The sequence below is a fragment of the Myxococcota bacterium genome (genome assembly GCA_039030075.1).
Classification (GTDB): domain Bacteria; phylum Myxococcota_A; class UBA9160; order UBA9160; family SMWR01; genus JAHEJV01.
In genome coordinates this window covers 110,672-136,258 of record JBCCEW010000013.1, presented here as the reverse complement: position 1 = coordinate 136,258, position 25,587 = coordinate 110,672, and the positions used below count along the sequence as shown (strand labels likewise).

Here is a 25,587-nt window from a genome sequence, read left to right as displayed (position 1 = left end):
GGGGTCGTGGGGTCCCTTCGCGCGCGAAGGCGCCCGGCAGTCTATCGCGATGGAGTCGCGGGAAGGCCGACTGGTTTACCCTGGCCAGATGGACGTGAAGGACGCCCAGGCGGCGTGGGCCGACCGGATCCGTGCGGCGATGCAAGCGGAGCACGAGCGCGAGGCGCCGCCGCCGGACTTCCCGTCGCTGCCCCCGATCCCGACCGAGCGCTACACGGATCCTGCGTTCTTCGGGCTGGAGCAGCTCGGCGTCTGGAAGCGCAGCTGGCTGTGCGTAGGACGCGACGAGGACTTCCCGCGCCCTGGCAGCTTTCGCACCTTCGATCGCGCCGGGTCGCCCTGGTTGCTCGTGCGCGGCCGTGACGGGGTGCTGCGCGCGTTCTTCAACACCTGTCAGCATCGCGGCGCGCCGGTCGTCCGTGAGGCGTGCGGCGAGGCCCAGCGTTTGCGCTGCCAGTACCACAGCTGGACCTACGACCTCGATGGTCGCCTGCTCCAGGTGCCGGACCGTCGCGACTTCGGAGCGCTCGACGAGGAAGCACGCGGGCTCGTGCCGCTGCGCTGCGAGAGCTTCGGCGGTTGGGTGTTCGTGAACGAGGATCCCGAGGCACCGCCCCTGCGCGCATGGCTCGGCCCGGTCGCCGACGAGTGGAGCTGGCTCGAGGGCGAGGCGTTGCGCGCCGTCGGCGATCGCGAGAAGCGCGTGCCCGCGAACTGGAAGATCGTCGCTGACGCCTTCCTCGAGACGTACCACCTGCGCACGATCCATCCGAAGAGCGTCGCAAAGCTCCTCGACCACCGCGGCGCCGCGATGGGGCTCTTTCCGAACGGCCACTCGCGGATGGTCACGCCGAAGTGGCCCGACGCCATCGTGCGCCAGCGCGAGAGCCCGGTTCCGGTCGCCGAGATCGCTCCTCTGGACCCCCTCTTCGCCGAGACCAATCCCGCGTACAGCTTCTTTCCGAACTGGATCGCGCCCCTCGACACGATCGGGTTTCCCGTGATCCAGATCTGGCCGGTCGACGTCGAGACCAGCGACGTCACCTGGACCTTCTATGCGTGCGAGCCGAAGACCGAGGCGGAAGAGCAGTTCTGGGCCCGCTTCATCGACGTCTTCGACGTCGTGATGGACGAGGACTTCCGCAACCTCGCACCCATGCAGCGTTCGGTGGCTTCGGGGGCGCTGCGCTCGATCCCGCTCTCGTATCAGGAGCGGCGCATCTACCACCTGCACGAGGAGATCGACCGCCTGATCGGCGTCGAGCGCGTGCCGGAGGCGCTGCGCGTGGCGCCGCGGATGGGCGAGTTCGTCGAGGGCTAGCGCGGCGTGTCCTGGAGGTCGCGCACGTGGGGCCAGACTTCGCGCTCGAACAGGCGCAGTCCCTCCCAGGCAAACTCCGGATCGAGGCCGCCGAGGAGCGGGGTCAGGATGAAGGTGCGGTCGCGACCGAGACCGCGGATCCGCTCGACGGCTTCTTCGGGGTGCACCACCTGGTACGCGCCGCTCTTGCGCAGATCGTCGGGATCGACGCCCTTGGCGAACGGTCCGCCGGCGCGGCCGTAGGCCTCGACGGTCCACTCGGTGTAGGACGCGACGACGTGGGCGGCGTGGGGCGCGATCCGCTCCCAATCCGCATCCGGATCGCGGGTGACGTGCGTATAGATCGGCCCGAGCACCTTGCAGACGCCCGGGTCGGGCTTGCCGAGCCGGAGGCATTCCTCGCGGTAGACCTCCCAGTTCTCACCGCCGGGCGGGTAGTAGCCGTCGGCGATGTGGGCGGCGCGCCGCGCGACGGCGCGGTGACTGCCCCCGAGGAGAAGCTTCGGCGGCGGACTCGGGACCGGCGTGACCGTGATCTCGCGCCCCTGGTAGGCGAAGGGCTTGCCGGACCACGCCGCCCGCAACACCTCGAAGGTCTCGAGGTACAGCTGCTTCCGGTCTTCGCGGCGCTTGCCGAACATGGCGAACTCGACGGGTCGGTAGCCGGCGCCGACCACCACCTCGAGCCGTCCGCCGCAGAGGTACTGGAGCACCGCCAGGTCCTCGGCGAGCTTCACGGGCTCGTAGAGCGGGGCCAGCAGCACGTTCGGACGGATCGTCACCTGCTTCGTGCGCGCGCCGATCGCCGCGGCCATGGGGATCGGTGAGGGCAGGTAGCCATCCGGCGATGCGTGGTGCTCGCCGAGGCCGATGCAGTCGAGACCGAGGTCGTCGGCCCAGGCGCACTGGTCGAGCGTTGCGTCGTAGAGGGTCTGGGCGGGCGCGCCGAACGCGGGCGCGCGCATGTCGTAGCTGACGACGAACTCCATCGGCTTTCCTCTCGTTCTCGTTCAAGGCGGCCGAGCGGGGGCCGCTCGTGCCGCGAATCGCGATACGCTGACGGCCGTGGACGATACCGTGATCGTGGGAGGGGGCTCGGCGGGCTGTGTGCTCGCCGCGCGGCTGTCGGAGGATCCGTCGCACCGCGTTCGGCTCCTCGAAGCTGGCCCGGACTACCCGGAAGCGTCGCTGCCGGACGGCCTGCGCACCTTGTTCCGCCCAGTCGATTGGCCCCACGAGTGGCGTCACTCGGTCCAGGCGGGGGGCCGCGCGCGCCACTACAAGCAGGGGCGCGGCATCGGAGGCGGTTCGAGCATCAACGGGGGCGTGGCGCTGCGCGCCGAGCCCGACGACTTCCGTGACTGGCCGGCCGGCTGGGGCTGGGACGGGGTGCTCCCGTTCTTCCGCGCGCTCGAGACGGATCACGACTTTCCTGCTGCTGACTGGCACGGCGATGCCGGGCCGATTCCGGTGCGGCGTTGGCCGCAGGAGCACTGGGTTCCCGTGCAGCAGCGCTTCCACGCGGGTTGCCGGGTCCTGGGATTCGACGACTGTGCGGACCACAACGCTCCCGGGGCCACGGGCGTCGGCGCGATCCCGATGAACCGCGTCGGGCTCGAACGAATCTCGGCCGCGCGGGCCTACCTGGAGCCCGCGCGCAAGCGTCCGAACCTGAGCGTCGAAGGCGAGGCGCTCGTGCGACGGGTGTGCTTCGAAGGCGGCCAGGCCGTGGGCGTCGAACTCCACGACGGTCGCCGGCTCCCGGCCGGGCGGGTGGTCGTGACGAGCGGGGTGCTGCAGACGCCGACCCTGCTGTGGCGATCGGGAGTGGGTCCGGCCGAGGCGCTCGGGGCCCTCGGCGTCCCCGTCGTCGCAGCGGCGCCGGTCGGCGAGCGGCTCACGGACCACTTCGTGGTGAACGTGCGCATCCCCATGCTCCGCGAGCATCACACCAAGGGCGCCCCGGCCCTGCAGACCTTCCTGCGCACGACCGCGCCGGGCAGTGCGCGCCGCAACGACCTCAACCTGACGCCCTTCGTCGAGCGGGAGCCGGGCGGCTACGCCCTGATGGTCAGCGTGTCGCTCCAGCTGCCGGTGGGCGCCGGTCGGGTGCGCGAGGCGGGCCGATCGGCCGGGGAGGGCGGCGACGTCGACTTCCCCTTCGCCGAGGTCGCCGAGAACTGTCGGCGCGTCCGCGAAGGACTGCGCCTCGCCTGGCAGATCGGCAAGGCGTCCGAGCTCGCACGCGATCCCGCCGCGCTCGACCGGGAGCTCGATCGCTCCGATGCCGATCTCGATGCCCATGTGCGCGAAGCGCATGGGCCGTTCTTTCACGGGGTCGGAACCTGCGGGATGGGTGATGAGCGAGCCGTCGCCGATCCGACGGGCGCCGTGCGCGGCGTGTCGGGCCTCTACGTGGCGGACGCGTCGGTCATCCCCAAGGTGCCGCGCACCAACACGAACCTCGTCGTGATGGCGGTGGCGGAGAAGATCGCGGCGGGGCTGGTCGGCTAGCCGTCCGTCCGGTGGTGCGGGCTTAGCCCTTGCCGAGGATCGCGGCGCCGGTCGGGACGCCCACGCCACTCGTCACCAGCACGTGCTCGACGCCGTCGGGCTGGTTGCACGAGGTGCCGCGCACGAGCCGTACGCCTTCGGCGATGTTGTTCACGCCGTGGAGGTACGCCTCGGAGAGCAGGCCGCCGTGGGTGTTGTTGGGGAGCTTCCCACCCAGGGTGAGCGAGTCCTCGGTCACGAAGTCCTTCGCCTCGCCCTTGCCGCAGAAGCCGAAGGCTTCGAGCTGCATCAGCACCTCGGGCGTGAACGCGTCGTAGAGACAGGCAGCATCGATGTCGTCGGGCCCGAGGCCGCTGATCTCGTACACCCGCTTCGCCGCGAGTTCCATCTCGGGCAGGGCCGCCAGGTCGTCGCGGTAGAAGCTCGTCATCTGCTCCTGACCCTCGAAGGAAGCCTGGGTGACGCCGCGCAGCACCACCGCGTCTTGTTTCAGGTCGCGGGCGCGCTCGGGCGAGGTCAGCAGGAGCGCGCAGCCGCCGTCGTCTTCCTGGCAGCAGTCGAACAGACGCAGCGGCTCGCAGATCATCCGCGAGTTCATGTAGTCGTCCATGGTCATGGTCTTGCCATGCATGGCCGCGTTGGGGTTCTTCTGGGCGTGCATGCGCTGGGTGATCGCGACGTGCGCCAGGTGTTCCGAGGTGGCCCCGTACTTGTGCATGTAGAGCTGGGCCTGCAGCGCGATCCACGACGCCGGGGTCAAGAGACCGAAGGGCATGTACCAGGACCAGTGGATCGTGTCGCTGCTGATGATGTTGCCGGAGACGCCCTGGCCCATGCGCTGACCCGAGCGTCCGTTCAGGGCCCGGTAGACCACCACGTACTTCGCCGCGCCCGTGGCGATCGCCATCGCCGCGTGGGAGAGCAGGCCGATCGCGGCGCCGCCGCCGTAGTTGACCTGGCTCCAGAAGGTCATGTCGCCGAGGCCGACGGTGCGGGCGACCTCGACCTCGTCGCTCGAGTCCATCGTGTAGGTGACGAGGCCATCCACTTCGTCGGGCTTCAGGCCCGCGTCGTCGATCGCGTTGCGCACCGCTTCGGTGGCGAGCTGTAGCTCGGAGACACCCGAGTTCTTCGAGTACTTCGTCTGGCCGATGCCGGCGATGGCGGCTTCGTCGTGGAGGGTGGTGGGCATGGTTCTCTTCCGCGCTCCTCAGGGAAGCTCGATCCTGAAGGTGGCGGTGACGTGGTTGCCCCAGGCGTTGTTGCCCGAGACCTCGATGTCCGCGCACTGGCCGTCGATCGAGACGACCTTGCCGCGGAGCTTGAGCGTGTCGCCGGGGAGGTTCGGACCGCCGAGCTTCGTTTTCACGCTCTTGACCAGCGCATTCGGGCCGGCCCAGTCGGTGACGTAGCGGCTGCAGATGCCCTGGGTGGTCAAGATGTTCATGAACGGATCGGGCAGACCCTGCGCCCGCGCCGAGGACGCGTCGTGGTGCACCGGCGTGTAGTCGCGCGAGGCGATGGCGCCGCCCACCACGACAGTGTGGGTGATCGGGAGGTCCAGGTCCGGGAGGTCCTGGCCGGCTTCGAGGGCCGAGATCGAGAGCGTGTCTTGCATGCCTGCGTTCCTCAGCTGGCCGGCTCGAAGAGCGGCAGCTTGAAGCCGTCTTCGTCTTCGTGGATGACCACCTGGACGGGCAGCCCGATGCGACAATCCTCGGGTTTGCAGTTCACGAGCGACGACGCGATGCGTTCGCCTTCCTCGAGGTCGATGATGGCGGCCATGATCGGGTAGTCGTAGCCCGGGAACTGGGGGTGGTGGATCACCGTATAGGTGTGGACGGTTCCCTTGCCGCTGGCGGCGATGTGGTCGAAGCCCTGAGCACCGCAGGAGTCGCACATCGGCCGCGGCGGATGGCGGAGCTTGCCGCAGTCGGTGCAGCGCTGGATCGGCAGGATCGACTCGTCGCGCACGAGCTCCCACCACCAGCCGTTGTCGTGCGCCATCGGCGGCTTGATACGCGAAGGCTTCTGTTGGGTCGCCTGGGCGTCGTCGCCACCGGCCGCCGCCTGCTCCTGGGCCGGCTTGTACTTGAGGACGCGGAACGTCATCCAACCCACGCTCTCACCCTTCTGGTCGGTGAAGCGCGTGCGTGTGGTGATGAAGTATCCGATGCCGACGCCCGTGGCCTTCTCTTCCGAGATCTCTTCGATGACGGTCTCGGCGGTCACGACGTCGCCGAGCTTCAGATAGCGCTCGTAGTGCTCCTCGGTGTTGGTGCCGAGAACGCCCGTGTAGCCGTGGTCGTTGAAGAGCTTGTGGAGGCGGTGCTGCTCGTCGCGCGGCTCGTCGTAGCCGACGTGCATCTCCCAGCCCTCCATGGTCCAGGCCTGGAGCATGGTCGGCGGGGCGACGACCTCGCCGTGGCGGGTCGCCTGGGCGCTGTCTGCACCGACGTAGGCCGGGTGGGTCTCGCCCATGGCGTCGCACCACTGGCGAATCATCGGCAGGTTCACCGGGTCGCGCGCGATCGCCGGCGGCCCGATCGCCTTGCCGACGTAGCTGCGCACTTCGGCCTCGAAGGCCTCTTTCTTCGCGGCGTTCATGGGGGGTCCTCGCTCGCGGGGCCACGCCGCCGTTCGGTCGGGCGACGGCCTCAGCGGCGCGTGAACCTATCGGATTTCCTGGAGCCCGGGGAGCGGTGGTCAGGCCGCGGCGACGAATCGCCGTGGACGCGGGCGGACAGGGAGGGCTCAGGCGGGCACGCCGCCCAGGAGCGTGAGCGCGGCGCGAATCGCGGTGACGAACGCGAGGGGCTGATCGAGCATCAGGTGGTGACCGGCCTCGGGCACACCGAGCATCGGGATTCCCGTTCCGCCCAGCTCCCGCAAGTACGCCACCGTGTGGCGGTTGAAGAGGAGGCTGCGCTCCCCGTAGATCGCGACCTTGCGGTGGGCGAGGCGCACGAAGCGCTCGGGCTGTTCCAACCAGAAGGTGTCGTCGCGTGCGTCGAGTGCGAAGGAGGAGGGATGGAACTTCCAGGTCCAGCCGCCCTCGCAGGGCTCGAGCGAATGCCGGGCCAGGTATTCGAAGAGGTAGGGCTCCTCGACCGGTTGGGGCGGTGCCAGGCGGAAGCGTTCCATGCCCGCCGCGAGATCGGGGTAGACGCGGCGCGGCGGTGGCTTGCGCTGTTTCGCGGTGATCGCCGATCGCTTTCGAAACGCCAGCAGCGGTTCGGGCCGCATCATCAGCACGTCGCAGAGCACCAGGCCGGCGAAGGCCTCGGGAAAGCGCTCGAGCGCATCCATCGCGACGGTGGCTCCGTAGCTGTGCGCCACGAAGGTGGGACGCTGCATTCCGAAATGGTCGGCGAGTGCGCGCAGCTCCCGCGCGCGCACCCCGTCCGCATAGGAGTCGCGGTAGCCCGAGTCCCCGAAGCCGGAGAGATCACAAGCCACCACGTGATGTTCCTCGGCCAGGAAGGGGGCGATGAACGCGAAGCAGCGCGCATGGGCGAGGAAACCGTGGACGAAGAGGAGCCCGGGCTTCCCCGGCTCGCCCCAGGACAGGGCGTGGATCGGGCAGCCCTCGACCTCGACGTGTTCGCTCTTGCGCGGGACCTCGAGGGCGCGCTCGAACCAGGCCGGGCGCGGCAGGGTCAGGTCTTCGAGGTCCGCGAGCGCCGACACCCCGAAGTCCATAGCGCGCTCGGCGCCCGGGGCGCTAGGCGACGACGCCGGCCTCTCGGAGCTCGTCGCTGCGCGCGCCCCAGCCGATTTGTTCCAGGACCGCGTCCGTGTCCTGGCCGGGTAGGGGGGCCGGGCCCCCGGATTGGGCCGGTGTCCCGTGGAAGCGGGGGGCGGGCCGCGGCTGGCGGATCCGGCCGCACTGGGGGTGGTCGGCTTCCTCGAGCGTGCCGTTCTCGCGGATCTGCGGATCGTCGGGGAGCTCGGACAGCGTGCGCACGACACCGGCCGGGACGTCGTGCGCGTGGAGTCGCTTCTCGGCCTCGGCGCGGGGCATCGCCGCCGCCGCCTCGGCGAGGTCTTTCTGGAGGAAGTCGGTGAGTGCTTCGAGGTGCTGCATGCGACCGGCCACCGTGGCGAAGCGCGGATCGTTCGCGACGTCGTCGCGGTCGAAGGCACGGCACAGCCCCTGGAATTCGGAGTCGGTCAGGGGGGTCGCGGTCGCGAACCCGTCCGACATCGCCATCAGGGCGTAGCGGCTACCGATGGTCGGCTGCTGCTCGACGTCGGGCTCGAGGATCGTGTGGTTCGCGGCGGCGTCGGGCCACAGGAACTGCACCGCGGTGTCGAGCATGGCGAGCTCGATGTGTTGCCCGCCGCGTCCCCGCTCGCGGGCAAAGAGCGCCGCAGTGATCGCCTGGGCCGCGGTGTTCGCCGTGAGCTTGTCGCAGATCAGCTGTCGCACGAGCTGCGGGTTCTCGGGGCCGGTGCCCTGGGTATCGCAGAGCCCGCTATAGGCCTGGATCACGTTGTCGTAGACGCGCTGTTGGGAGTACGGGCCCTGTCGACCGAAGCCGCTGATCGAGACGTAGATCAGATCGGGGTTCTCCTTGCGAAGGTCGTCGTATCCGATCCCCATCCGGTCGACCACACCGGGCCGGAAGTTCTGGATGACGACGTCGCTGCGCCGGGCGAGCTCCCGCAGGACCTCCTTGCCGCGTTCGTCGCGCAGGTCGAGGGTCATCGCGCGCTTGCCCCGGTTGATCACGTGGAAGAGGCCCGACATGCCGCCGCGGTGGGTTCCGACGTAGCGCAGGATGTCGCCCAGGCCCGGCGCTTCGATCTTGAGCACGTCGGCTCCCTGGTCGGAGAGCAGGGTGGCGGCCAGGGGGCCGGAGATCACGGCGGAGAGGTCGAGGATGCGGACGCCGTCGAGCGGTCCGGGCATGGGGATTCCTTTCGCAGTCGAGCGGGATCGCCGCATTCTACGGTCCGACGCGGTGCACGACGCGAAAAACCGGCCCGTGCCAAACGCCCCGGGCATGCGACACTGCCTCACCCACCAGCGGAGGGCAGAGCATGGCGGCCGAACGAGAATTCGATCTGGTCTTGTGGGGAGCGAGCGGCTTCACCGGCGTTCTCGTCGCCGAGGCCCTGCAACGGCGCGCGTCGGAGGACGGCGTGCGTTGGGCGCTGGGCGGGCGCAACGAGAAGAAGCTGTCAGGCGTACGCGAGGCCATCGCGGCGCCCGAGCTTCCGATCGTGATCGGCGACGGCGACGATGCGGCCTCGCTGAAGGCACTCGCCGAGCGCACCCGGGTGGTCTGCACGACCGTGGGCCCCTACGCGAAGTACGGCTCGAAGCTGGTGGCGGCCTGCGTCGCAGCCGGCACCGACTACTGCGATCTCACCGGTGAGGTGCATTGGATCCGGCGCATGATCGACGCCCACGAGACGCAAGCGCGCGCATCGGGTGCGCGGATCGTGCCCACCTGCGGTTTCGACTCGATCCCGTCCGACCTCGGCGTCTTCGCGGTCCAGCGCGAGATGCGTGCGCGGCACGGCGCGCCGAGTGCGCACATCCAATGCGGTGTCGCCGATTTTCGCGGCGGCATGAGCGGCGGAACCATCGCCAGCATGCTCGACATGCTCGAGACGGCCGAGCGTGACCCGTCGATCCGGCGCGTGATGGCCAACCCCTATTCGTTGGATCCCGAGGGACGCGCCCCGGGACCCGACGGTCGGGATGCGCTCTCGCCCCAGTACGCGGAGGCCTTCGCCCAGTGGACGGCGCCGTTCGTGATGGCGGGCATCAACACGCGGGTGGTGCGCCGTTCGAACGCGCTGCAGGACGACGCCTACGGCCGCGACTTCCGCTACGAGGAGTTCATGCTGACGGGCGACGGCCCGGCCGGTGCGGCGCGCGCCTGGGGCATCGCCGGAGGCATGGGCGTCGGGATGGGCGCGCTCTCGGTCGGTCCCCTGCGCCGCCTCGCGACGCGCTGGCTGCCCGAACCCGGAGACGGCCCGACGCCCGAGCAGCAAGAGCGCGGCTTCTGGGAGCTGCGCTTCCACGCCGCTGCGCCGGACGGTGCGCCCCCCTTGTGCGCGACCTTCCGGGGCGACCGGGATCCGGGCTACGGCTCCACGTCGAAGATGCTCGCCGAGAGCGCGCTCTCCCTGGCGGTGGATCCGCCGTTGGTCGAGGGGGGCTTCTGGACGCCTGCTTCGGGCCTGGGCGAGCCGCTCTTCCAGCGGTTGGTGACCCACGCCGGGCTCTCCTTCGAGGTCGACGCCTAGCGACGCGCAGGCGCGGAAACCAAGCATGACGGAACTCGAGGCCTGGGCGGAGCGTGCCTGGCAGGGGGATCTCGCGGGCGCGTCGGTCCACCCGGGTCGAGTGCAGGTGGCATTGCATCCGCTCGACGGGGGGATGGCCTTTCAGTCCGCCTTCTCGAACGCGCTGGTGCTGCGCACGGAGGACGGGCTTGCCTTCGTCGACACCTCGAGTCTGTTCCACGCACAGGCGGTCTACGACGGCGTTCGCGCCTGGACCCAGGACCCGGTCCGGCTGGGGATCTACACCCACGGCCACGTCGATCACGTCTTCGGTCTGCGTCACTTCCACGCCGAGGCGGAAGAACGCGGTGCGCCTCCGATCGAGATCTGGGCGCATCGCGCCTGCCCGGCGCGCTTCGACCGCTACCAGACCACGAACGGCTACAACGCCCACATCAACCAGCGCCAGTTCGGGTTCCCGAAGCCCGTCTTCCCGCGCGAGTTCCGTTACCCCGATCGCATCGTCGACGCCCGCGACACCCTCGAGGTGGGCGGTGTGTCGATCGAACTCTTCCACGACAAGGGCGAGACCGACGACGCGCTGTGGGCGTGGCTTCCCGAGCGTCGCGCCCTCTACACCGGTGACTTCTTCATCTGGGCGTCGCCCAACTGCGGGAACCCCCAGAAGGTGCAGCGCTACCCGGTGGAGTGGGCGGCGGCTCTGCGCAAGATGGCGGCCCTCGCGCCGGAGCAGCTGTTCCCGGGCCATGGTCCGCCGATCTTCGGGGCGCAGCGGGTTGCCGAGGCACTCGGGGATGCCGCGGCCCTCCTCGAGAGTCTCGTCCACCAGACCCTCGATGCGATGAACGCGGGGGCGAACCTCGACGAGGTGCTGCGATCGGTGGTGGTGCCGCGCGAGCTGCTCGAGCGACCCTACCTGCGGCCCGTCTACGACGACCCGATCTTCGTCGTGCGCGGTCTGTGGCGACTCTACGGCGGCTGGTACGACGGGGACCCGTCGCATCTCTTGCCGCCGGGGGCTGCAGAGCTCGCCGGGGCGATCGCGCAGCTCGCTGGGGGCGCGTCATCGCTGGCCGAGGAGGCGCGGCGACGGGCCCAGGCCGGCGAACTGGCGCTGGCGAGCGCACTCGTGGAGTACGCCTGGCAGAGCGACGCCGAAGCACGCGGTGTCCGCGACGCGCGCGCGGAGATCTACGCGCGTCGCGCCCAGGAAGCGCAGAGTCTCATGGCGAAGGGGATCTTTCGCGCGGCGGTCCGAGAGTCGCGCCCCGACGACGACGCCTAGCCGCGCTTCTCGATCACCTCGATGAGGCCGTCGATCTCGGCCAGATCGTCCGTTGCCGAGTTGAGCAGGCACTCCTCGATGCCGAGGGCCTCGTAGTCGTCGAGGGCCGCGCGGACCGCGTCCGGGGTCGAGCGCGTGAGGCTCTTCGCGACGCCGCGCGCGAGGTCCTCGCCGGCGATCTTCAGGTACTTGAACGCGTAGTCGTGCAGGCGCTGGCCGCTGTTCGGCGCCAGTGAATACCAGAAGCCGGCGACCCGCATCGGAGCTTCACTCCGCTTCTCCTGCCAGGCGGCATCGACGCGTTCGAGCTGTGCCCCGAGCTCGGCGCGCTCGCCGTTCCCCGACCACGAGTACACGCCGTCGGCCCAGTCCGCGGCGCGCTGGATCGCTCGCGGTCCCATTACGCCGGCCAGGATCGGCGGACCGCCGGGCTGGACGGGCTGCGGGCCCACCGGCTCGGTGCCTTCGAAGGGCAGCTCGCCGCGCCAGATCGCGCGCATCTGCGCGACCTGCTGCGCCATGTGGGCCTGCTTCCGCTCCACTTCTGCCTCCATGCAGCGGTAGTCGTGGGGTCGCCCGCCGACGCCGACGGTCACCGTGACGCGCCCGCCCGAGATCAGATCGAGGGTTGCGGCTTGCTTCGCGACGAACACCGCCGGATGCATCGGGAGCACGTAGAGCGTGGGGGCGATCCGCACACGCTCGGTAACCGCCGCCGCGGCCGCGAGCGTGCTGCTCATCTCGACGCTCGGGCCGATCATGCGCTCGCCGCAGGAGAGGGTCGAGAAGGGGCCCTCGTCGACGCGCCGGTACCAGTCGAGCATCGTGGCGCGGTCGAGGGTCGGTTGGGTGTAGGGGAAGCAGAGTCCGATCTTCATGGGTACCTCGTCGGGCCCGCACGGTACGTGGGGCCCGACGCGGCGTGCAAGCCTGGTCAGGCGATGGCGACCACCGCCGGGTCCTAGCGGTAGGCCGGGTTCTGGAAGTCGAACCGACAGCCGGCGTCCCAGGCGCTGCGCTGGTTGCCGTGGGCGGGGATGCCGCCCGCGTCCTTCAACATGCGGGCCATGTGCATGAGGTTCCAGGTCATGAAGGTCGTGTTGCGGTTCGTGAAGTCGTTCTCGGGACCGCCGCTGCCCTCGTCGAGATAGGACGGGCCCGGGCCGGCTTCACCCAGCCAGTCGGCGTCGGCCTGGGGCGGGATGACGTAGCCCAGGTGCTGGAGCGAGTAGAGGATGTTCATCGCGCAGTGTTTCCCACCGTCTTCGTTTCCGGTGATGAGCGCGCCCCCGACGCGGCCGTAGTACGCATACTGCCCCAGCTCGTTCAGCAGCCCGGACGCGGCATAGAGCCGCTCGACGACCTGGGTGCACACCGAGGTCTTCTCGCCGAGCCAGATCGACGTGCCGAGTACCAGGATGTCGGCCGCCATCACCTTCTCGAGCAGCGGGGGCCAGTCGTCGGTCTCCCAGCCGTGCTCGCGCATGTCGGGCCAGACGCCGGTCGCGATGTCGTGGTCGACGGGTCGAATGATCTCGGTCTGGACGCCGTTCGCCTCCAGAATCGCTTGCGAGATGCGGATCAGGCCCTCGGTGTGCGAGAGCTCGGGGGACTTCTTGAGCGTGCAGTTGAGGAAGAGGGCGCGGAGGTCCGAGAAGTCCCAGGAATGACCCTCGCAGAGGGCCTGCTGCTGCTCGTTCAATGTCATCGGGATGCTCCTTGGCGGCGGGTGGCCGCGGTGCGGAAGAGTCGTCTCTGAAATGCCTTGCTCTCCGAAAGGTCACGCGGGTCTGCGGGGGTGCGGACGCGGGTGGCGACGGGACGCGCCGCGCGGGCCGGCTGGCCGACGGCGCGATCCCAGCGCATCATGCGAGACCCGACTCGCCCCTGGCGAGCCTTCTGCGAAGGAGTCGATCCATGCGCGCGGTGGTTTGTCACGAATACGGGCACCCGAAACACCTCGTTCTCGAGGAGCGCCCCGACCCCGTTCCCGGCGACGGCCAGGTGCTGGTGTCCGTCGAGGCCTGCGGCGTGAACTTCGTCGATGCCCTGATGGCGCAGGGGCTCTACCAGGTGAAGGTGCCGGTCCCCTATGTCCCGGGCAGCGAAGTGGCCGGCCGGGTGGCCGAACTCGGTCCGGGCGTCGAGGGCATCGCCGTGGGCGACCCGGTCCTGGCGATGATGGGCGTCAACGGCTTCGCCGAGAAGGTGGCGGTGTCGGCGAAGGGCGCGCTGCCGATCCCTGAGGGTGTCGACATGCCCACCGCGGCCTGTCTGCTCCAGAGCTACTGCACGGGGCTCTTCGCGCTCACGCGACGCGCGCAGGTTCGCGAGGGCGAGACGATCCTCATCCTCGGGGCGGCGGGTGGCGTCGGGCTGGCGGCGATCGACCTGGCGAAAGCGCTCGGAGCGCGCGTGATCGCGGCCGCATCGTCGGAAGAGAAGCTCGCCCTGTGTCGCGAACGCGGCGCCGACGAGACCATCGACTACGGCCGGGAAGACTTGAAGAACCGCGCGAAGGAACTCTCGGGGGGTGGCGTCGATCTCGTCTACGACCCGGTGGGCGGCGACTATGCGGAACCGGCCCTGCGCGCCTGCGCGCCGGGCGCCCGCTACCTCGTGATCGGTTTCGCGACGGGGGAGATTCCGCGCGTGCCCTTCAACCTGATCCTGCTGAAGAGCTGTCAGGTGGTGGGGGTCGACTGGGGCGGCTGGACCGGGCGGGAGCCCGGCGGCAATCGCGTCCTGCTCGAGGAGTTCGCGGGGCTGCTGGCTTCGGGGAAGCTGCGACCCGCACCGCCCGCGACCTTCCCGCTCTCGGAAGCCGGCTCCGTGTTGACGGCGCTCGTCGAACGACGGCTGGCCGGGAAGGCGGTGTTGCTGCCCGGCGCCTGAGCGCGGCTAAGTGCCCGCCGGCCCGAATCCGGGCTTCACCACCTGCGCATAGGCCTCTTCGCCGAGCTGCGCGCGGATCGCGCGCTCGAAGTCGGGTGCGCGCCGCAGGGTGTGTCCGCCGTCGACCGCGATGTTCTGTCCTGTCACCCAGCGACTCGCCGGGCTCGCGAGCCAGACCACCGCGTCTCCAATGTCCTCCGGCGCTCCGACGAAGCCGAGCGGCATCTGGCGTTCGTAGTCCTGGACGATGTCCGGGAAGTTGAAGAGGGGCGACGTCGCTTCCGACGGCACCACGCCGGGGCGCAGCGAGTTGATCCGGATCCCGAAGCCGCCCAGTTCGTCGGCGCCGCTGCGCACCAGCATGTCGAGGCCCGCTTTGCTGGTGGCGTAGGCCGCACGGAAGCGACCGCCGAGTGCGCCGGCGATCGACGAGATCGCGATGATCGAGCCGCCGGCGTCGCGCATGCGCAGGGCCGCGGCACGGAGGGTGTTGAAGGCGCCTACGACGTTCACGTCGAGGACGTGGCGGAGGGCGTCGGCTTCGAGCATCAGGAACGGGCCCCCCGCGCCGACTCCCGCATTGGCCACCGCCACCTGGAGGCGCCCCTCGCCGTCGCTCGCGTGTTCGACGGCCGCCTCGACCGCCTCCGGGTCGCACACGTCGCAGCCGATCGTGCGGATCTCGGGGGCGTCCGGGATGGCCGCGCCCAGTTCTTTCGCGGCGGCTTCGAGCACGTCCTCGCGGCGTCCCGCGAGGGTGGTGACCGCGCCGGCTTCGAGCAGCCGCCGTGCGATGCCGAGTCCGATTCCGGTGCCCCCGCCGGTCACGAGGGCGTGGGCTCCTGCCAGGTCCTGCACGCTGTGCTCCTTCTTCCGCTCGGGTTCGGTCAGGCGTCGTCGGGCTTCGCGGCCGGGGCGAGTCGCTGCACCCAGCTCTCGGGAACGAGGCGCATCGCCCGCGACAGCCAGCGCATGGGCGTCGGAAAACTGTAGGTGTGCTTGCGCGCCTCGATTGCGCCGGCCATCTCGCGGACCGCTTCGTCGAGGGAGATCAGGAAGGGCATGTTCGGATTGCCCTCGGTCAGGGGTGTCTCGACGAATCCAGGGCAGAGCGCCATCGCGTGGACGCCGGTCCCGCTGAGATCCATGCGAAGACTGCTCATGAAGGTGGTGACCGCGGCCTTCGAGGCCGAGTAGGCGGCGCGGCCGGGCAGGGGACCGTGCCCGGCGACCGAGCTCACGGCGCACAGGACCCCCGAGCCCTGCCGACACAGCGCCGGCACGAAGGGCAGCACCGTATTGGTGACGCCCACGACGTTGACCCCCATCAGCCACGCGACGTCGTCGGACTCGCCCTGGAGGGTGCGGTTCGGAATCGAGACGCCCGCGTTCGCGAACACCAGGTCGCAGCCGCCGGCCGCGTCGAGGAAGTGCTCTGCGCTGGCGCGCATGAAGCCGGTGTCGGCCACGTCGCCGGGGTAGATTTCGACCTGGGCGCCGCGCTCCTGCCAGCGCTTGGCGTGGTCCTGGAGCAGGTTCTCGCGTCGCGCGACCAGACCGAGGTGGGTCTCCTCGCGCGCGTAGTGGTCGGCGAGGCCGAACCCCAACCCGGTACTCGCGCCGGTGACGAACAGGCGTCGGATCGGGACCATCGGTGTGCCTCCTCGCGCGCCGACACGCGGCGCCGTGAACAACGCTAGCGCGCGGGCGCCGCCTCGGTCTCGGCCTCGCTCTCTTCGTCGGGGACCGCATATCCCAGCGCCTCCAGTGCCGCGCGCGCTTCCTCCGAAAGGGGAGCGGCGGGGGCACCCGAGCGCGCCGTCTCGGCTGCCGTCCAGGCGTCGAGGTGCCGGCGCAGTCGCGTGACCTCGGCGCGAACCGACGGGTCTCGGTCGAGCGCGATGGGGTGGGGCTCGGGGGCGGCCCCGTCCACGCGGTAGAGATGATCGGATCCGGTTGCGCCGTCGCGGATCAGCTTCCAGGGGGGAGTGACCACCGATCGCAGGTCCTGACCCTCCTTTGCCAGCCGCGCGGCAACTGGGAACGCGCGGGGTTCTCCCGCCGGGCCGCGCAGCGAGCGTCCGGGCAGGGCGTCCTCCTTTGGCAGGCCCAACACGTCGAGGATGGTGGGGACCAGGTCGAGGCTGTCGACCGCGTCGCGCCGCACGCCGGGGGCGACACTGGCCGTCGCGGGGAAGCGCACCACGAGCGGGACACGCAGCACCTCGTCGAAGAGGGTGCGGCCGTGGTCGATTCCGCCGTGCTCCAGAAACTCTTCGCCGTGATCCGACGTGAAGAGGACCAGGCTCTGGTCGAGTTCCTCCGTGAACTCCAGGCGCGCGACGAGCCGACCGAAGGCCGCGTCGGCGTCGCGGACTTCGCCCGCGTAGCGCGCGCGCCAGCGTCGCCAGTTCTCGGGCCAGGGCGCACCCCGTTCGCGCGCCGCCGCCGGGGCACGTGCCCGGCGGATCTCTTGTGCGGCGTCCGCCGCGAGCGGCGTGCTCGGCCGGTAGGGCCGGTGCGGATCGACACAGAGCACGACCAGCAGAAACGGACGTGGCGCGGTTTCCATCCAGGCCAGGGCCCGGTCCACGACGTCGCGATCGCGGGTGATGAGCTCGGACTGGTCGATCGTCCCGGCCTCGCGGCGCGCGTAGAGCTCGGCCACGTGGTCGAAGTCGCGGCCGAACCCGAAGAACGAACCCGCGTTGGGGTTCGCCGTGAAATAGGCGGTGGTGTACCCGGCCGACCCCAGCCGGCTCGCGAGGCTGGGGAGATCTTCCGGCAGGGCGTCGTGGCGGGTCTCGACGCGGTGGGCACCGGGCTCGGCCCCGGTGAGGATCGATGCCATCGAGGGCCGGGTCCAGGAGGAGACGGCCCGCGCCTGCTGGAAGACGACCGCCTCGCGGGCGAAGGCATCGAGGGCCGGCGTCCGGGCCCAGGCCTGGCCGCTCGGCCCGATCGCGTCGGCCCGGAGGGTGTCGACCACGTAAAGGACCACGTTCGGCGGCTCCACCGGGGGCGGCGCTTCCGGGGCCGGGCAGGCGAGCCACCCGCACGCGGCGGTGGCGGCTGCCCAGCGGGCCCCCGTCCCCGACGGGCGCCCCGGGGCCAACCCCCAGTGCCAAAACGGCTTTCGGGGACGTCGTCCCACGCGGCACGGCCCCCGCCGCGTGGCGAACCACGTTTTGGCGATGGTCAGAATCGCTTGCTTCACGCCTGTTTCCCGAGGGGGTGGGTTCGCTCGCCGGCAACTCGGGTTCCCGGGCCGGCAGGGAGCCCGGTCAGGAGCCCGGCTTCACACCTACTCCATTGTTTCTGCAAAGAAAATGCAGCCCTTTGGCTGACACAACCGGCCCCCGCGCACCACTTCACCGCGAACCCCTTCTCCTCGTCGAGACCGGCCCACCGCTTCGGTGGCCGCCTCGCGAGACCGGCGGACCAGGAGTGGAAACGATGATTCGATGCGGAAAACGCAGCTGGTTGGGTGGCGCCTTCGCCGCCGTGCTCTTGCTTGGACTTGCCACGAGCGCACACGCGGTATCCCAGACCTTCATCCTCGATGACCACGGGGAGAAGGGCATGGTCAAGGTGACCCTGGACGACATGAAGATCGACGGAAAGGTCCGCGTAAACGTGTGGTCCACCGGTTCGATCAAAGAGATCTTCCTGAACTTCGCGAATGACGACGTTCTGAAGGGACTGAAGTTCTGGGGACGCGATCTTCGCAAGATCGACCGCGACAACGATCACGGCGAGATTGCACTTTCCCTGCGCAGCCACAAGAAGGACACCACCTTCTACATCTCCAACAAGAACATGGACCTCGGCAATCAGATCTTCCTCGATCAGATCTTCGGCGTGAAGGTGGCCGAGAAGGTGAAGAAGCAGGTCCGGGTGAAGCGCTGGGTGAAGTACCGGGGCCGCTACTACCCCCGCTACTACTCCAAGTGGGTGTGGACCACGAAGCACGTGAAGCACTGGGGCGTCGTGCCCGAGCCGTCGACGGCCGCCCTGGTGGGCGTCGGGCTCCTCGGCCTCGCGGCCCGCAGCCGACGCCAGACGCGCTAGCCCACAACGTCTCTCCTCAGTCGGTCCTCCCGAACGCGGCGTTCGGGGGGGCCGTTCTGCGTTCGGGCGCGGAGCGGTCGAACCAGGCTAGGCGTCGGTCGCGTCGCCCGCTCGGCTCGCTGCGAAGAGCAGCAGGCCCGCGAACACGGCCTCGATGACGATGAACTGGGTGGCGAACGCGGCATCGTGGACAGCCCACATCCACAGGCGTCCGATCGCGGCGCTCCCGAGCATCAGCGCCCCGGCCTGGAGCCAATGGGGTCGTTGTTGCAGGGCGCCCAGGCCGATCAGCGTCGCCAGGCTGAGAAAGAACGCGAAGAAGTCTCCCGCCTGGCTGCTGCGTCCCAGCCCGTCGAGCAAGGGCATGCCGAGTCCCTCGGCGGCGCGCTCGGGAGTCGCCGCCCAACCCAGGGCCTGAACCAGAAACAACAACCCCGCCAAGCCGACGATCGCGCGCAACCAAGTAGGCATCGATTCCCTCCTCGGGCACCGGGTGAACTTCCGCTCGTGCGGTGGGGTGCCGGGCGGAAGCGTTGCGCGAATCCGGCGTTTCGCCCAGCCTCGTCTCCGTACCACCGGGAACCGACCGCGCCACGCGGCACCACCGCACCGAAGGAGCCCCGTCATGGATTTCGCCTCGGACACGCTGAGCCTCGAGAAGCGGGGGCCGGTCGGCTTTCTCTGGCTGGATCGGCCGGAGAAGCGCAACGCCTTGATCCGCGAGATGTGGACCGGGCTGCCGCGCGCCCTCGAGGCGCTCGCCGCCGACGAAGAGGTGCGCGCCATCGTGCTCGCGGGGCGCGGAAAGAGCTTCTGCGTCGGACTCGACCTGATGGCGGCGGGCGAAGCCATCGATGTGAAGCGGGAGAAGTCGTCCCAGGCCGTCGCGAATCTGCGTCAGCTGGAGACGACCCGTGCCTTCCAGGACGGGATCACGGCGCTGGCGGCGTGCCCGCTTCCGGTGATCGCCGCGATCCACGGCCACTGTCTCGGCGGTGGCATCGATCTGGCCACCGCCTGCGACATGCGCCTGGCTTCGGCAGATGCGACCTTCAGCATTCGCGAGACGCGCATCGGGATTGTGGCCGACGTGGGAACCCTGCAGCGCCTGCCGAAGGTGGTCGGCGCGGGCCATGTCGCTGAGCTCGCCTACACCGGCAAGGACATCGACGCGGCGCGCGCCGCCGAGATCGGCCTGGTGAACGACGTCGCGCCGGATGCCGAGGCACTCTTCGAGGCGGCGGAGGCGCTCGCCCTCGAGATCGCAGCGAACTCGCCCATGGCGGTCCGCGGCACGAAGTTCATGCTGCAGCAGAACGAAGAGCTGACCACGGATCAGAGCCTGCTCTTCAACGCGCTCTTCACGCTCTCTACGAGTCTGCAGTCGAACGACCTGCAGGAGGCGATGCGCGCCTTCGTCGCGAAGCGCACGCCCGAGTTCACGGGGACCTGATGTCCTGGGCCAGCTCTGGGGGCTAGACGCCCGTGAGCATGCGGTCGTAGGCGCCCGAATCGAAGCCCGTGAAGATGCGGCCGCCGGCGTCGAGCACCGGGATCGCACGCGATCCGGTCTTCTGCACCAGCGCCTTGGCGTGGTTCGGGTTGTCGACATCGAGTTCCTGGTAGGAGACGTTGCGTCGCGACAGGTGGCGCTTCGCCTTCTGGCACGCGCCGCACCACTCGGCCGAGTAGAGCAGCACGGGGCCCGCGCCTCCAGCGGCGGCGACGGTCGTGCCGCCACCCCCGAGCTGTTGGCGTCGTGCGGCGGCGGCGGCTCCGGGAGAGAGCGGCGGCGCGACGTCCATCTTCACGAAGCCCACGTTCGCACGCCACGCTTCGGGGACCTCGTCGAGCCGCTCGACGAAGCGCACGCGTCCTGCATCGTCGATGAACTGGTAGTAGAGCCGAGACGAGGAACCATCGCCCTCGAGGCTCTCCCATCCCTCCGGACGTTCCGCCGTGGGCTCGCTCGAAGCGACCGCATCGCCGAATTCAGCCAGGCGGTCACACGCGAGTGTCGTCCATGCCAGGAGCACCACGCAGACTCGAAGCGTCTTCATGCCCCCCGTATCGTCCGGACGCCCCCGGGACTGGGGCGGCATCTTCGGGGGCTCTCAAGCTCCCGCGTCCGCAGGACGATCCCGACCCCATGGCACGCAGCCTGCGAATCGCGCTCGGGATCGGGGGTCTCTGCGCGGCGCTCCTGGCGCCGGCGCCGACGTTCGCCGCTGAAACCTGCGACCCCACCGGTCCGATCACCTTGGTGATCTTGCAGTCGGGCGGGAAAGTTCACGCCCTGGCGAAGGCCCAGGGCGGGACCGTGGTGCGCCATGATGCAGAGACCGTCGTCTTCGCCGACGGGCGAGTCATCACGGCGGACGTGGAAGGGGCAGGCGCCCACCTGAACGCCCTGGGCTGGGGTGCGCGCCCGATCTCGGTGAGCGCAGCCTCCGCTGCGAAGCGCGCGCGGCCCCGCCGCGCACGCGGCTGATAGGACGCTCGCGCGCCCGTGTGGCGCGCAAGCCCACCGCGCTCGGCGCCCCGGTATAATTTCCCGATGACGACCCACGAGGCCGCCGCGCCGCGCTGGCTCTACGGCCCGGCGTGGGACCTGCTCCTGGGCTGTGGGGGCGCCTACCTCGTCGTCTTCCTGGCGATCGCGGCCTTCGGCGGCGGCGTGATGCGGGTGCTGCCCCTCGAAGTGCTCCCGATCCTGGTGCTCTTCTCGGGCGTTCCCCACTACGGGGCGACGCTGCTGCGTGTCTACGAGCGACCCAGCGATCGTCGCCACTACGCGTTCTTCTCGATCTGGGCGAGCGTGCTCGTCTACGCGGTCTTCGTCCTCGGTGTCTACGTCGAGACGGTCGGCGCCTGGATGCTGGCGATCTATTTGATCTGGAGCCCCTGGCACTACAGCGGCCAGAACTACGGGATCGCCCTGATGCTGCTCGGTCGCCGCGGTGTGTCGGTGCCCCCGGCGGCGAAGCGCTGGTTCTACGCGAGCTTCGGGCTTTCCTGGCTGTTGGTGGTGATCTCCGTGCAGGGCGAGGCGCCCCAGGCCGACTATGCGCCCCTCGACGTCTCGCAGGGGCTCTACGACGTGGTGCGTCTGGGGCTTCCGGCGTCGCTCCAGTCCCAGCTGATGTGGGGCTGCTTCGCGGCGTACGTCGCCAGTGTGGCCGTGTTCGTCGGCCTCCTGCTGCGCCGTGCGACCCTGTCGGATCTGGTCCCCGCGTTCGCGCTGATCGGATTGCAGGCGCTGTGGTTCGTGGCGCCGGCGATGAGTCGCTACGCCGGCTGGTTCAGCGGTCTGGCACCGTTCTCGGACGGCATGGCGCACTACGTGTTCCTCTGGATCGCGATGGGACACTCGATCCAATACATCTGGGTCAGCTCCTACTACGCGCGGGGCGCACGCCGCGAACACCGGCAGGGGAACTACCTGCTCCAGATCTGGCTGGCGGGCGGAGCGCTGTGGGGCATTCCGCTCTTCCTGTTCGCGCCCGACGTGCTCGGAGAGCGGGGTGTCGATGGCGGCGTGGCTCTGCTGGTCACCGCGGCAGTGAACCTCCAGCACTTCGTCCTCGACGGAGCGATCTGGAAGCTGCGCGACGGCCCCGTCGCCCAGGTGTTGCTCGGTGCGCGCGCGCGCGCCGACGACGAGACGATTCCGCCGCGCCGCTGGCTCCGTCCGCTCATCGCGTTCCTGGGACTCGCCTACGCGACCTATGTGATCCTCGGTGCTCTCGTGTTCCAGTTCGGCGTGGTGCGCGCCCTCGACCCACCGGACGAAGACAAGCTGCGTCAGTCGGCCCAGATCCTCACCTGGTTGGGACGCGATTCCGCTTCGGTGCGTCACGACCTCGGGGTGATCTCGTACCAGAACGAACACTACCCCGAGGCGGAGGCCGAGTTCCGGCGCAGCTTGCAGCTCGCTCCAGCGGCACGCACGTCGATCAATCTCGGTCTGGCGTTGGAGGCCCAGCAGCAGTGGCGTCCGGCCCTCGACGCCTACGAAGAAGCGTTGGTGTTGGAGCCGCGGAACGTCGACGGGCTCCGGAACGCAGCGAAGCTCTGGGTGCGCCTGGGCTCCCTGGGCATGGCGGAACAGCGGATCCAGCAGGCTCTGGCGGTCGTGCCGCGCCAGCCCGACATGCGTCAGCTGCTCAGGCGGATTCGTCAGGCGCGGGGTGCGGGCGTCGGTCCGTCGCAGGCACCGTCATCGCAAATGCGCTGAGCCCGCGCTCGTCGCCGAGGCGAGCGACGAGGGTCGCCTGGGTTTCCGCGTCGCGTGCGACCACCTGCACGCAGCCGTCTCCCTGCGACCCGACGCCCTTCGCGCCGAACCCGAGCTCGGCGAGCGCGGGATGGGCGAGAACCCGCTGCTGGTGCGGCGCCTCGAGCGCCGTCGACGCAGGCACGACGTCGCGGTCGAAGCGTGCCTGGGCTTCGGTCATCAGCTTCCCGAGGGTTTCGAGGTCTCCCGCGGCGAGTGCCCGCAGCGCCCCCGCGACCGTCGCCTGATTCGCGGCCCCGAGCGCCTCGCGAACGGCTCGGGCCTGGGGGTCGGGCGCATCGGGATAACAGCGATGCAGGTCCGCGAGGATCCGCGGCGTGTCCTTGCTGCGCCCGAGATCGACGACGACCAACGGGACCGGCGTCGCGACCTCGGGAAATCCGATCGCGACGTCGTCTCCGTCGAAGTCCACCCGCGAGACCACCCGACCGTAGGCCACGATCGGGTCGAGGCGTCCACAGGCGGAGCCGGTCCGGCGCTCTCCGAGGTAGGCCCACTCCATTTCTTCTTCTCGCGAGAGTGAGCGGCCTGCGATTTCGGCGAGCCCGCGCAATGTCGCGACGCAGACCGCGGCAGAGGAGGACAGCCCTTTCTGGGCAGGAAGATTCGACGTGAACGAGAGCGTGGCACCGCGGCCGCTGCAGCGTGCTTCGAATTCGGCGGCTGCGCCCGCCACGTAGCGCAGGAAGTGGTCCGAGCCGGCGGCCGCGACCAGCTCGGCCTCCCGCCACGGGATCTGCCACGGTTCGCACTGGGCCTGACCGGCGACCCGGCTGCTCACGATCAACGACCCCTCGGCCGGGGTGGCGCGTACCCGCACGCCGCGTTCGGTCCCCGCGACCACGCAGACGCCACGGGCGATTTCGGGGTGCGCGCTGCGATAACCAGCGGCCCAGTCGGAATGCTCGCCGAACAGGCAGAGCCGACCCGGTACGAAGTGTTCGTCACTCGCGTCGGTGGTCACTGGGGCGCGAGCCGGCGCGCGATCTCACGGGGGTCGAGGGCTTCCTCGACGGGACTCACGATGACGTGATCGACGCCGGCAGCTTCGTAGTCGCGGATCAAGGTGCGACAGGCTTCCGGACTGCCGTGGTGGTAGAGGTGGTCGACCATCGTGTCGGTGACCGCCGCGCGCGCTGCCGCGAAGCCGCCCTGATCCCACGCCTCCCAAAGAGGGGCGAAGAGATCCGAGTGGCCGAGCCACTCCTGGTGCTTCCGATACGTGGGCACACCGAGATAGGCGGCCAGGGACGCGGCGCCGACCTGACGAACGATCGTCGGGTCTTCCACGGGCGTGACGTAGACCCGCGCCGCGATCTGCTTGTCGGCACCGTGACGCTTGACCAGGGGCACGATCTTCGCGAGATCCTCGGGCACCACGTTGTTCAGGATCACGCCGTCGGACTCGGCGGCGCCCATCTCGATCATCTTCGGCCGCAGGGCCGCCACCATCAGCTTCGGGGGGCGCGCGAGCGGACGTGCCAGCTTGTAGCGAACCCGGAAGCTGGCGTTGTCGGCGCGGACGTCTTCTCCGGCGAGGGCGGCACTCAAGAACCGCGCCATGTCGCGCACGCTCTCCACGGGCCGGCCATAGGGGCGACCGTTCATGCGCTGGACCACCCACTCCGAGGAGCTGCCGATTCCCACGATCACCGGGCTCGCTGGAGCGGAAGCGCAGAGCTGGGCCACGGTGTCGGCGAACAAGCCCGGGCCGCGCGTCTGGACCGGGAAGCACGCGCTGGCGAGCCCGAGTCCGGGCGCCCACTGAGAGGCGAGGGCGAGGGGCAGGAAGCCGTTGGTGCCCGGGTTCTCCCCTGTCCACACGTGCCCATAGCCGCGGTCCCGAAGCAGTTGCGCGAGTTCCGCCTGAGCCTTCGCGTCGATCGTCGAGAACGGGAAGTGAAAGCCGAGCGGCATGGACGCACTCCGAAGGCGCGGAAGGTTCCGCAAAGTCCGCGAGTATCGTCTCCGGCCGGGGAGGGGGTCAAGGAACGCGTCGGATCCGTTTCGTGCGGCTCGTCCGGCTAGGTGCGCTTCTTCTCGCCGTAGTCACCCCAGGGCGCGTCGCGTTCTCGGATCACCTCGCGGAAGCCGCGTTCGCCGAAGGCCTCGACCCAGCGATAGGCCTCTTCGGTGTGTCGCGTGACGCCATCGAAGAAGGTCCCGAGCAGCTGGCTCGTGCGCAGCCCCATGTTCTCGAAGGCCTGGTTGATGAGCAGCTTGTTGAGCGCGAGCTGGTTCGCCGGGATGTGCCGGAAACGCTGGGCCTCTTCCTCGATGACCCGCGAGAGGTCATCCTTCGGCAGGACCTGGGACACGAGGCCGATGCGGTAGGCCGTCTCGGCGTCGATCGCGCGCCCGGTGAGCAGGAACTGCTTCGCGTGCTCGAGGCCGAGTCGGTACACCCAGAGCATGGTCGTCGGCGTGCCGAAGATCCGGCTCGGCGCGTATCCGATGTGCGCGTCCTCGGCCATGAAGAGCAGGTCGCAGCACAACACGAGATCGGTCGCGCCGCCAACTGCCCAGCCCTTGACCTCGCCGAGCACCGGTTTCGGACACTCCCAGATCTTCATGAACCGGCGCACGTTGTTCCCCATGAACTGCCAGTCGCGCACCGGGTCCCACGCACCTTCGCGCGGTTTCGGGCCGACGGCGCCGTAGGGCGTGCTCCAACCCGACGGCTCACCACCCCCCGAACCGGCATCGCTGCCGGCGGTGAGGTCGTAGCCGGCCGTGAACGTGTCGCCCGCGCCGCGCAGCACGACGGCGGCCACCGCCGGCGATTTCGACGCCGCGTCGATCCCATTCGCAACGCCCTGGATCACGGCGTCGGTGAGCGTGTTCTTCTTCTCCGGGCGGTTCAGCGTGATGATCGCGATGGAGTCGCGTTCTTCGTAGAGGACGACGTCGTTGGGCATGCCGCCATGGTGGCACAGG

At 69.7% G+C, this 25,587-nt stretch carries 25 protein-coding genes; 9 read left to right on the top strand and 16 right to left on the bottom strand.

Annotation, left to right across the window (positions count from 1 at the left end; translation table 11 throughout):
• Positions 1 to 88 precede the first annotated feature (88 nt).
• On the top strand, positions 89 to 1,321 hold the full coding sequence (locus AAF430_15265; GenBank protein MEM7411591.1) for an aromatic ring-hydroxylating dioxygenase subunit alpha: 1,233 nt from the start codon (positions 89 to 91) through the stop codon (positions 1,319 to 1,321).
• On the opposite strand, the gene AAF430_15260 is transcribed toward AAF430_15265, so the two are convergent.
• Positions 1,318 to 2,310, bottom strand: a complete 993-nt coding sequence (locus tag AAF430_15260; protein MEM7411590.1) for an LLM class flavin-dependent oxidoreductase — start codon at positions 2,308 to 2,310, stop codon at positions 1,318 to 1,320. The genes AAF430_15265 and AAF430_15260 overlap by 4 nt on opposite strands.
• Positions 2,311 to 2,386: 76 nt before the next feature.
• Here AAF430_15260 and AAF430_15255 point away from each other — a divergent pair, with 76 nt between their 5' ends.
• On the top strand, positions 2,387 to 3,835 hold the full coding sequence (locus tag AAF430_15255; protein MEM7411589.1) for a GMC family oxidoreductase N-terminal domain-containing protein: 1,449 nt from the start codon (positions 2,387 to 2,389) through the stop codon (positions 3,833 to 3,835).
• Between the two features lie 22 nt (positions 3,836 to 3,857).
• On the opposite strand, the gene AAF430_15250 is transcribed toward AAF430_15255, so the two are convergent.
• From AAF430_15250 to AAF430_15230, 5 genes are all read right to left on the bottom strand, one after another.
• The gene (locus tag AAF430_15250) at positions 3,858 to 5,027 is read right to left on the bottom strand and encodes a lipid-transfer protein (protein ID MEM7411588.1); all 1,170 of its coding nucleotides are present in this window, start codon (positions 5,025 to 5,027) and stop codon (positions 3,858 to 3,860) included.
• Positions 5,028 to 5,045: 18 nt separating this feature from the next.
• Positions 5,046 to 5,453, bottom strand: coding sequence for a MaoC/PaaZ C-terminal domain-containing protein (locus AAF430_15245; protein MEM7411587.1), 408 nt, complete (start codon positions 5,451 to 5,453; stop codon positions 5,046 to 5,048).
• An 11-nt stretch (positions 5,454 to 5,464) separates the two neighbouring features.
• Positions 5,465 to 6,442: a MaoC family dehydratase N-terminal domain-containing protein gene (locus tag AAF430_15240; protein MEM7411586.1), complete on the bottom strand. Its 978-nt coding sequence runs from the start codon at positions 6,440 to 6,442 to the stop codon at positions 5,465 to 5,467.
• Positions 6,443 to 6,589: 147 nt separating this feature from the next.
• The gene (locus AAF430_15235; protein ID MEM7411585.1) at positions 6,590 to 7,525 is read right to left on the bottom strand and encodes an alpha/beta hydrolase; all 936 of its coding nucleotides are present in this window, start codon (positions 7,523 to 7,525) and stop codon (positions 6,590 to 6,592) included.
• A 34-nt stretch (positions 7,526 to 7,559) separates the two neighbouring features.
• A complete protein-coding gene (locus tag AAF430_15230) occupies positions 7,560 to 8,750 on the bottom strand; it encodes a CoA transferase (protein MEM7411584.1) in 1,191 nt (396 codons plus the stop codon).
• A 131-nt stretch (positions 8,751 to 8,881) separates the two neighbouring features.
• Between AAF430_15230 and AAF430_15225 the strand changes: the two genes are divergently transcribed.
• Positions 8,882 to 10,102, top strand: coding sequence for a saccharopine dehydrogenase NADP-binding domain-containing protein (locus tag AAF430_15225; protein MEM7411583.1), 1,221 nt, complete (start codon positions 8,882 to 8,884; stop codon positions 10,100 to 10,102).
• A 25-nt stretch (positions 10,103 to 10,127) separates the two neighbouring features.
• On the top strand, positions 10,128 to 11,387 hold the full coding sequence (locus tag AAF430_15220; protein MEM7411582.1) for an alkyl sulfatase dimerization domain-containing protein: 1,260 nt from the start codon (positions 10,128 to 10,130) through the stop codon (positions 11,385 to 11,387).
• Here the strand turns inward: AAF430_15220 and AAF430_15215 are convergent.
• Positions 11,384 to 12,265: an LLM class flavin-dependent oxidoreductase gene (locus AAF430_15215; GenBank protein ID MEM7411581.1), complete on the bottom strand. Its 882-nt coding sequence runs from the start codon at positions 12,263 to 12,265 to the stop codon at positions 11,384 to 11,386. The genes AAF430_15220 and AAF430_15215 overlap by 4 nt on opposite strands.
• Positions 12,266 to 12,348: 83 nt before the next feature.
• Complete coding sequence (locus AAF430_15210) at positions 12,349 to 13,095, bottom strand: flavodoxin family protein (protein MEM7411580.1); 747 nt, start codon at positions 13,093 to 13,095, stop codon at positions 12,349 to 12,351.
• 209 nt (positions 13,096 to 13,304) lie between these two features.
• Here AAF430_15210 and AAF430_15205 point away from each other — a divergent pair, with 209 nt between their 5' ends.
• Positions 13,305 to 14,282: an NADPH:quinone oxidoreductase family protein gene (locus AAF430_15205; protein MEM7411579.1), complete on the top strand. Its 978-nt coding sequence runs from the start codon at positions 13,305 to 13,307 to the stop codon at positions 14,280 to 14,282.
• Positions 14,283 to 14,288: 6 nt separating this feature from the next.
• Here AAF430_15205 and AAF430_15200 read toward each other — a convergent pair whose 3' ends face one another.
• Genes AAF430_15200 through AAF430_15190 form a run of 3 tightly spaced genes read right to left on the bottom strand, consistent with a single transcriptional unit; the run spans position 14,289 to position 17,283 of the window.
• Complete coding sequence (locus AAF430_15200; protein MEM7411578.1) at positions 14,289 to 15,140, bottom strand: SDR family oxidoreductase; 852 nt, start codon at positions 15,138 to 15,140, stop codon at positions 14,289 to 14,291.
• A 29-nt stretch (positions 15,141 to 15,169) separates the two neighbouring features.
• Entirely contained in the window at positions 15,170 to 15,934 is a 765-nt protein-coding gene (locus tag AAF430_15195) for an SDR family NAD(P)-dependent oxidoreductase (protein MEM7411577.1), read from the bottom strand.
• 44 nt (positions 15,935 to 15,978) lie between these two features.
• The gene (locus AAF430_15190; protein ID MEM7411576.1) at positions 15,979 to 17,283 is read right to left on the bottom strand and encodes a sulfatase; all 1,305 of its coding nucleotides are present in this window, start codon (positions 17,281 to 17,283) and stop codon (positions 15,979 to 15,981) included.
• A 455-nt stretch (positions 17,284 to 17,738) separates the two neighbouring features.
• Here AAF430_15190 and AAF430_15185 point away from each other — a divergent pair, with 455 nt between their 5' ends.
• Positions 17,739 to 18,353 (top strand): PEP-CTERM sorting domain-containing protein, encoded by a 615-nt coding sequence (locus AAF430_15185; protein MEM7411575.1) that lies wholly within the window; start codon positions 17,739 to 17,741, stop codon positions 18,351 to 18,353.
• A gap of 87 nt (positions 18,354 to 18,440) precedes the next feature.
• Here AAF430_15185 and AAF430_15180 read toward each other — a convergent pair whose 3' ends face one another.
• Positions 18,441 to 18,824, bottom strand: a complete 384-nt coding sequence (locus AAF430_15180; protein ID MEM7411574.1) for a hypothetical protein — start codon at positions 18,822 to 18,824, stop codon at positions 18,441 to 18,443.
• A 154-nt stretch (positions 18,825 to 18,978) separates the two neighbouring features.
• Between AAF430_15180 and AAF430_15175 the strand changes: the two genes are divergently transcribed.
• Positions 18,979 to 19,806, top strand: coding sequence for an enoyl-CoA hydratase-related protein (locus AAF430_15175; protein ID MEM7411573.1), 828 nt, complete (start codon positions 18,979 to 18,981; stop codon positions 19,804 to 19,806).
• 22 nt (positions 19,807 to 19,828) lie between these two features.
• Here the strand turns inward: AAF430_15175 and AAF430_15170 are convergent, their stop codons facing one another.
• A complete protein-coding gene (locus tag AAF430_15170) occupies positions 19,829 to 20,413 on the bottom strand; it encodes a glutaredoxin family protein (protein MEM7411572.1) in 585 nt (194 codons plus the stop codon).
• An 89-nt stretch (positions 20,414 to 20,502) separates the two neighbouring features.
• On the opposite strand from AAF430_15170, the gene AAF430_15165 reads away from it, so the two are divergent.
• The gene (locus AAF430_15165) at positions 20,503 to 20,844 is read left to right on the top strand and encodes a hypothetical protein (protein MEM7411571.1); all 342 of its coding nucleotides are present in this window, start codon (positions 20,503 to 20,505) and stop codon (positions 20,842 to 20,844) included.
• Positions 20,845 to 20,910: 66 nt separating this feature from the next.
• Positions 20,911 to 22,590, top strand: a complete 1,680-nt coding sequence (locus AAF430_15160; protein MEM7411570.1) for a hypothetical protein — start codon at positions 20,911 to 20,913, stop codon at positions 22,588 to 22,590.
• Here the strand turns inward: AAF430_15160 and AAF430_15155 are convergent.
• The 3 genes from AAF430_15155 to AAF430_15145 all read right to left on the bottom strand — a co-directional run bounded on the left by AAF430_15155 (position 22,520) and on the right by AAF430_15145 (position 25,568).
• On the bottom strand, positions 22,520 to 23,614 hold the full coding sequence (locus tag AAF430_15155; protein MEM7411569.1) for a GHMP kinase: 1,095 nt from the start codon (positions 23,612 to 23,614) through the stop codon (positions 22,520 to 22,522). The genes AAF430_15160 and AAF430_15155 overlap by 71 nt on opposite strands.
• Positions 23,611 to 24,567: an LLM class flavin-dependent oxidoreductase gene (locus tag AAF430_15150; GenBank protein ID MEM7411568.1), complete on the bottom strand. Its 957-nt coding sequence runs from the start codon at positions 24,565 to 24,567 to the stop codon at positions 23,611 to 23,613. Before AAF430_15150 ends, AAF430_15155 begins: the two co-directional genes overlap by 4 nt.
• Before the next feature lie 107 nt (positions 24,568 to 24,674).
• Complete coding sequence (locus AAF430_15145) at positions 24,675 to 25,568, bottom strand: crotonase/enoyl-CoA hydratase family protein (protein ID MEM7411567.1); 894 nt, start codon at positions 25,566 to 25,568, stop codon at positions 24,675 to 24,677.
• Positions 25,569 to 25,587 lie beyond the last annotated feature (19 nt).

Excerpts from the sequence above, each read along its gene's own strand:
- AAF430_15180 (MEM7411574.1), bottom strand. The coding sequence starts at position 18,824 with ATGCCTACTTGGTTGCGCGCGATCGTCGGCTTGGCGGGGTTGTTGTTT.
- AAF430_15145 (MEM7411567.1), bottom strand. The coding sequence starts at position 25,568 with ATGCCCAACGACGTCGTCCTCTACGAAGAACGCGACTCCATCGCGATC.
- AAF430_15260 (MEM7411590.1), bottom strand. The coding sequence starts at position 2,310 with ATGGAGTTCGTCGTCAGCTACGACATGCGCGCGCCCGCGTTCGGCGCG.
- AAF430_15265 (MEM7411591.1), top strand. The coding sequence starts at position 89 with ATGGACGTGAAGGACGCCCAGGCGGCGTGGGCCGACCGGATCCGTGCG.
- AAF430_15175 (MEM7411573.1), top strand. The coding sequence starts at position 18,979 with ATGGATTTCGCCTCGGACACGCTGAGCCTCGAGAAGCGGGGGCCGGTC.
- AAF430_15160 (MEM7411570.1), top strand. The coding sequence starts at position 20,911 with ATGACGACCCACGAGGCCGCCGCGCCGCGCTGGCTCTACGGCCCGGCG.
- AAF430_15245 (MEM7411587.1), bottom strand. The coding sequence starts at position 5,453 with ATGCAAGACACGCTCTCGATCTCGGCCCTCGAAGCCGGCCAGGACCTC.
- AAF430_15185 (MEM7411575.1), top strand. The coding sequence starts at position 17,739 with ATGATTCGATGCGGAAAACGCAGCTGGTTGGGTGGCGCCTTCGCCGCC.
- AAF430_15195 (MEM7411577.1), bottom strand. The coding sequence starts at position 15,934 with ATGGTCCCGATCCGACGCCTGTTCGTCACCGGCGCGAGTACCGGGTTG.
- AAF430_15150 (MEM7411568.1), bottom strand. The coding sequence starts at position 24,567 with ATGCCGCTCGGCTTTCACTTCCCGTTCTCGACGATCGACGCGAAGGCT.
- AAF430_15225 (MEM7411583.1), top strand. The coding sequence starts at position 8,882 with ATGGCGGCCGAACGAGAATTCGATCTGGTCTTGTGGGGAGCGAGCGGC.
- AAF430_15230 (MEM7411584.1), bottom strand. The coding sequence starts at position 8,750 with ATGCCCGGACCGCTCGACGGCGTCCGCATCCTCGACCTCTCCGCCGTG.
- AAF430_15220 (MEM7411582.1), top strand. The coding sequence starts at position 10,128 with ATGACGGAACTCGAGGCCTGGGCGGAGCGTGCCTGGCAGGGGGATCTC.
- AAF430_15205 (MEM7411579.1), top strand. The coding sequence starts at position 13,305 with ATGCGCGCGGTGGTTTGTCACGAATACGGGCACCCGAAACACCTCGTT.
- AAF430_15165 (MEM7411571.1), top strand. The coding sequence starts at position 20,503 with ATGGCACGCAGCCTGCGAATCGCGCTCGGGATCGGGGGTCTCTGCGCG.
- AAF430_15215 (MEM7411581.1), bottom strand. The coding sequence starts at position 12,265 with ATGAAGATCGGACTCTGCTTCCCCTACACCCAACCGACCCTCGACCGC.
- AAF430_15250 (MEM7411588.1), bottom strand. The coding sequence starts at position 5,027 with ATGCCCACCACCCTCCACGACGAAGCCGCCATCGCCGGCATCGGCCAG.
- AAF430_15170 (MEM7411572.1), bottom strand. The coding sequence starts at position 20,413 with ATGAAGACGCTTCGAGTCTGCGTGGTGCTCCTGGCATGGACGACACTC.
- AAF430_15210 (MEM7411580.1), bottom strand. The coding sequence starts at position 13,095 with ATGACATTGAACGAGCAGCAGCAGGCCCTCTGCGAGGGTCATTCCTGG.
- AAF430_15240 (MEM7411586.1), bottom strand. The coding sequence starts at position 6,442 with ATGAACGCCGCGAAGAAAGAGGCCTTCGAGGCCGAAGTGCGCAGCTAC.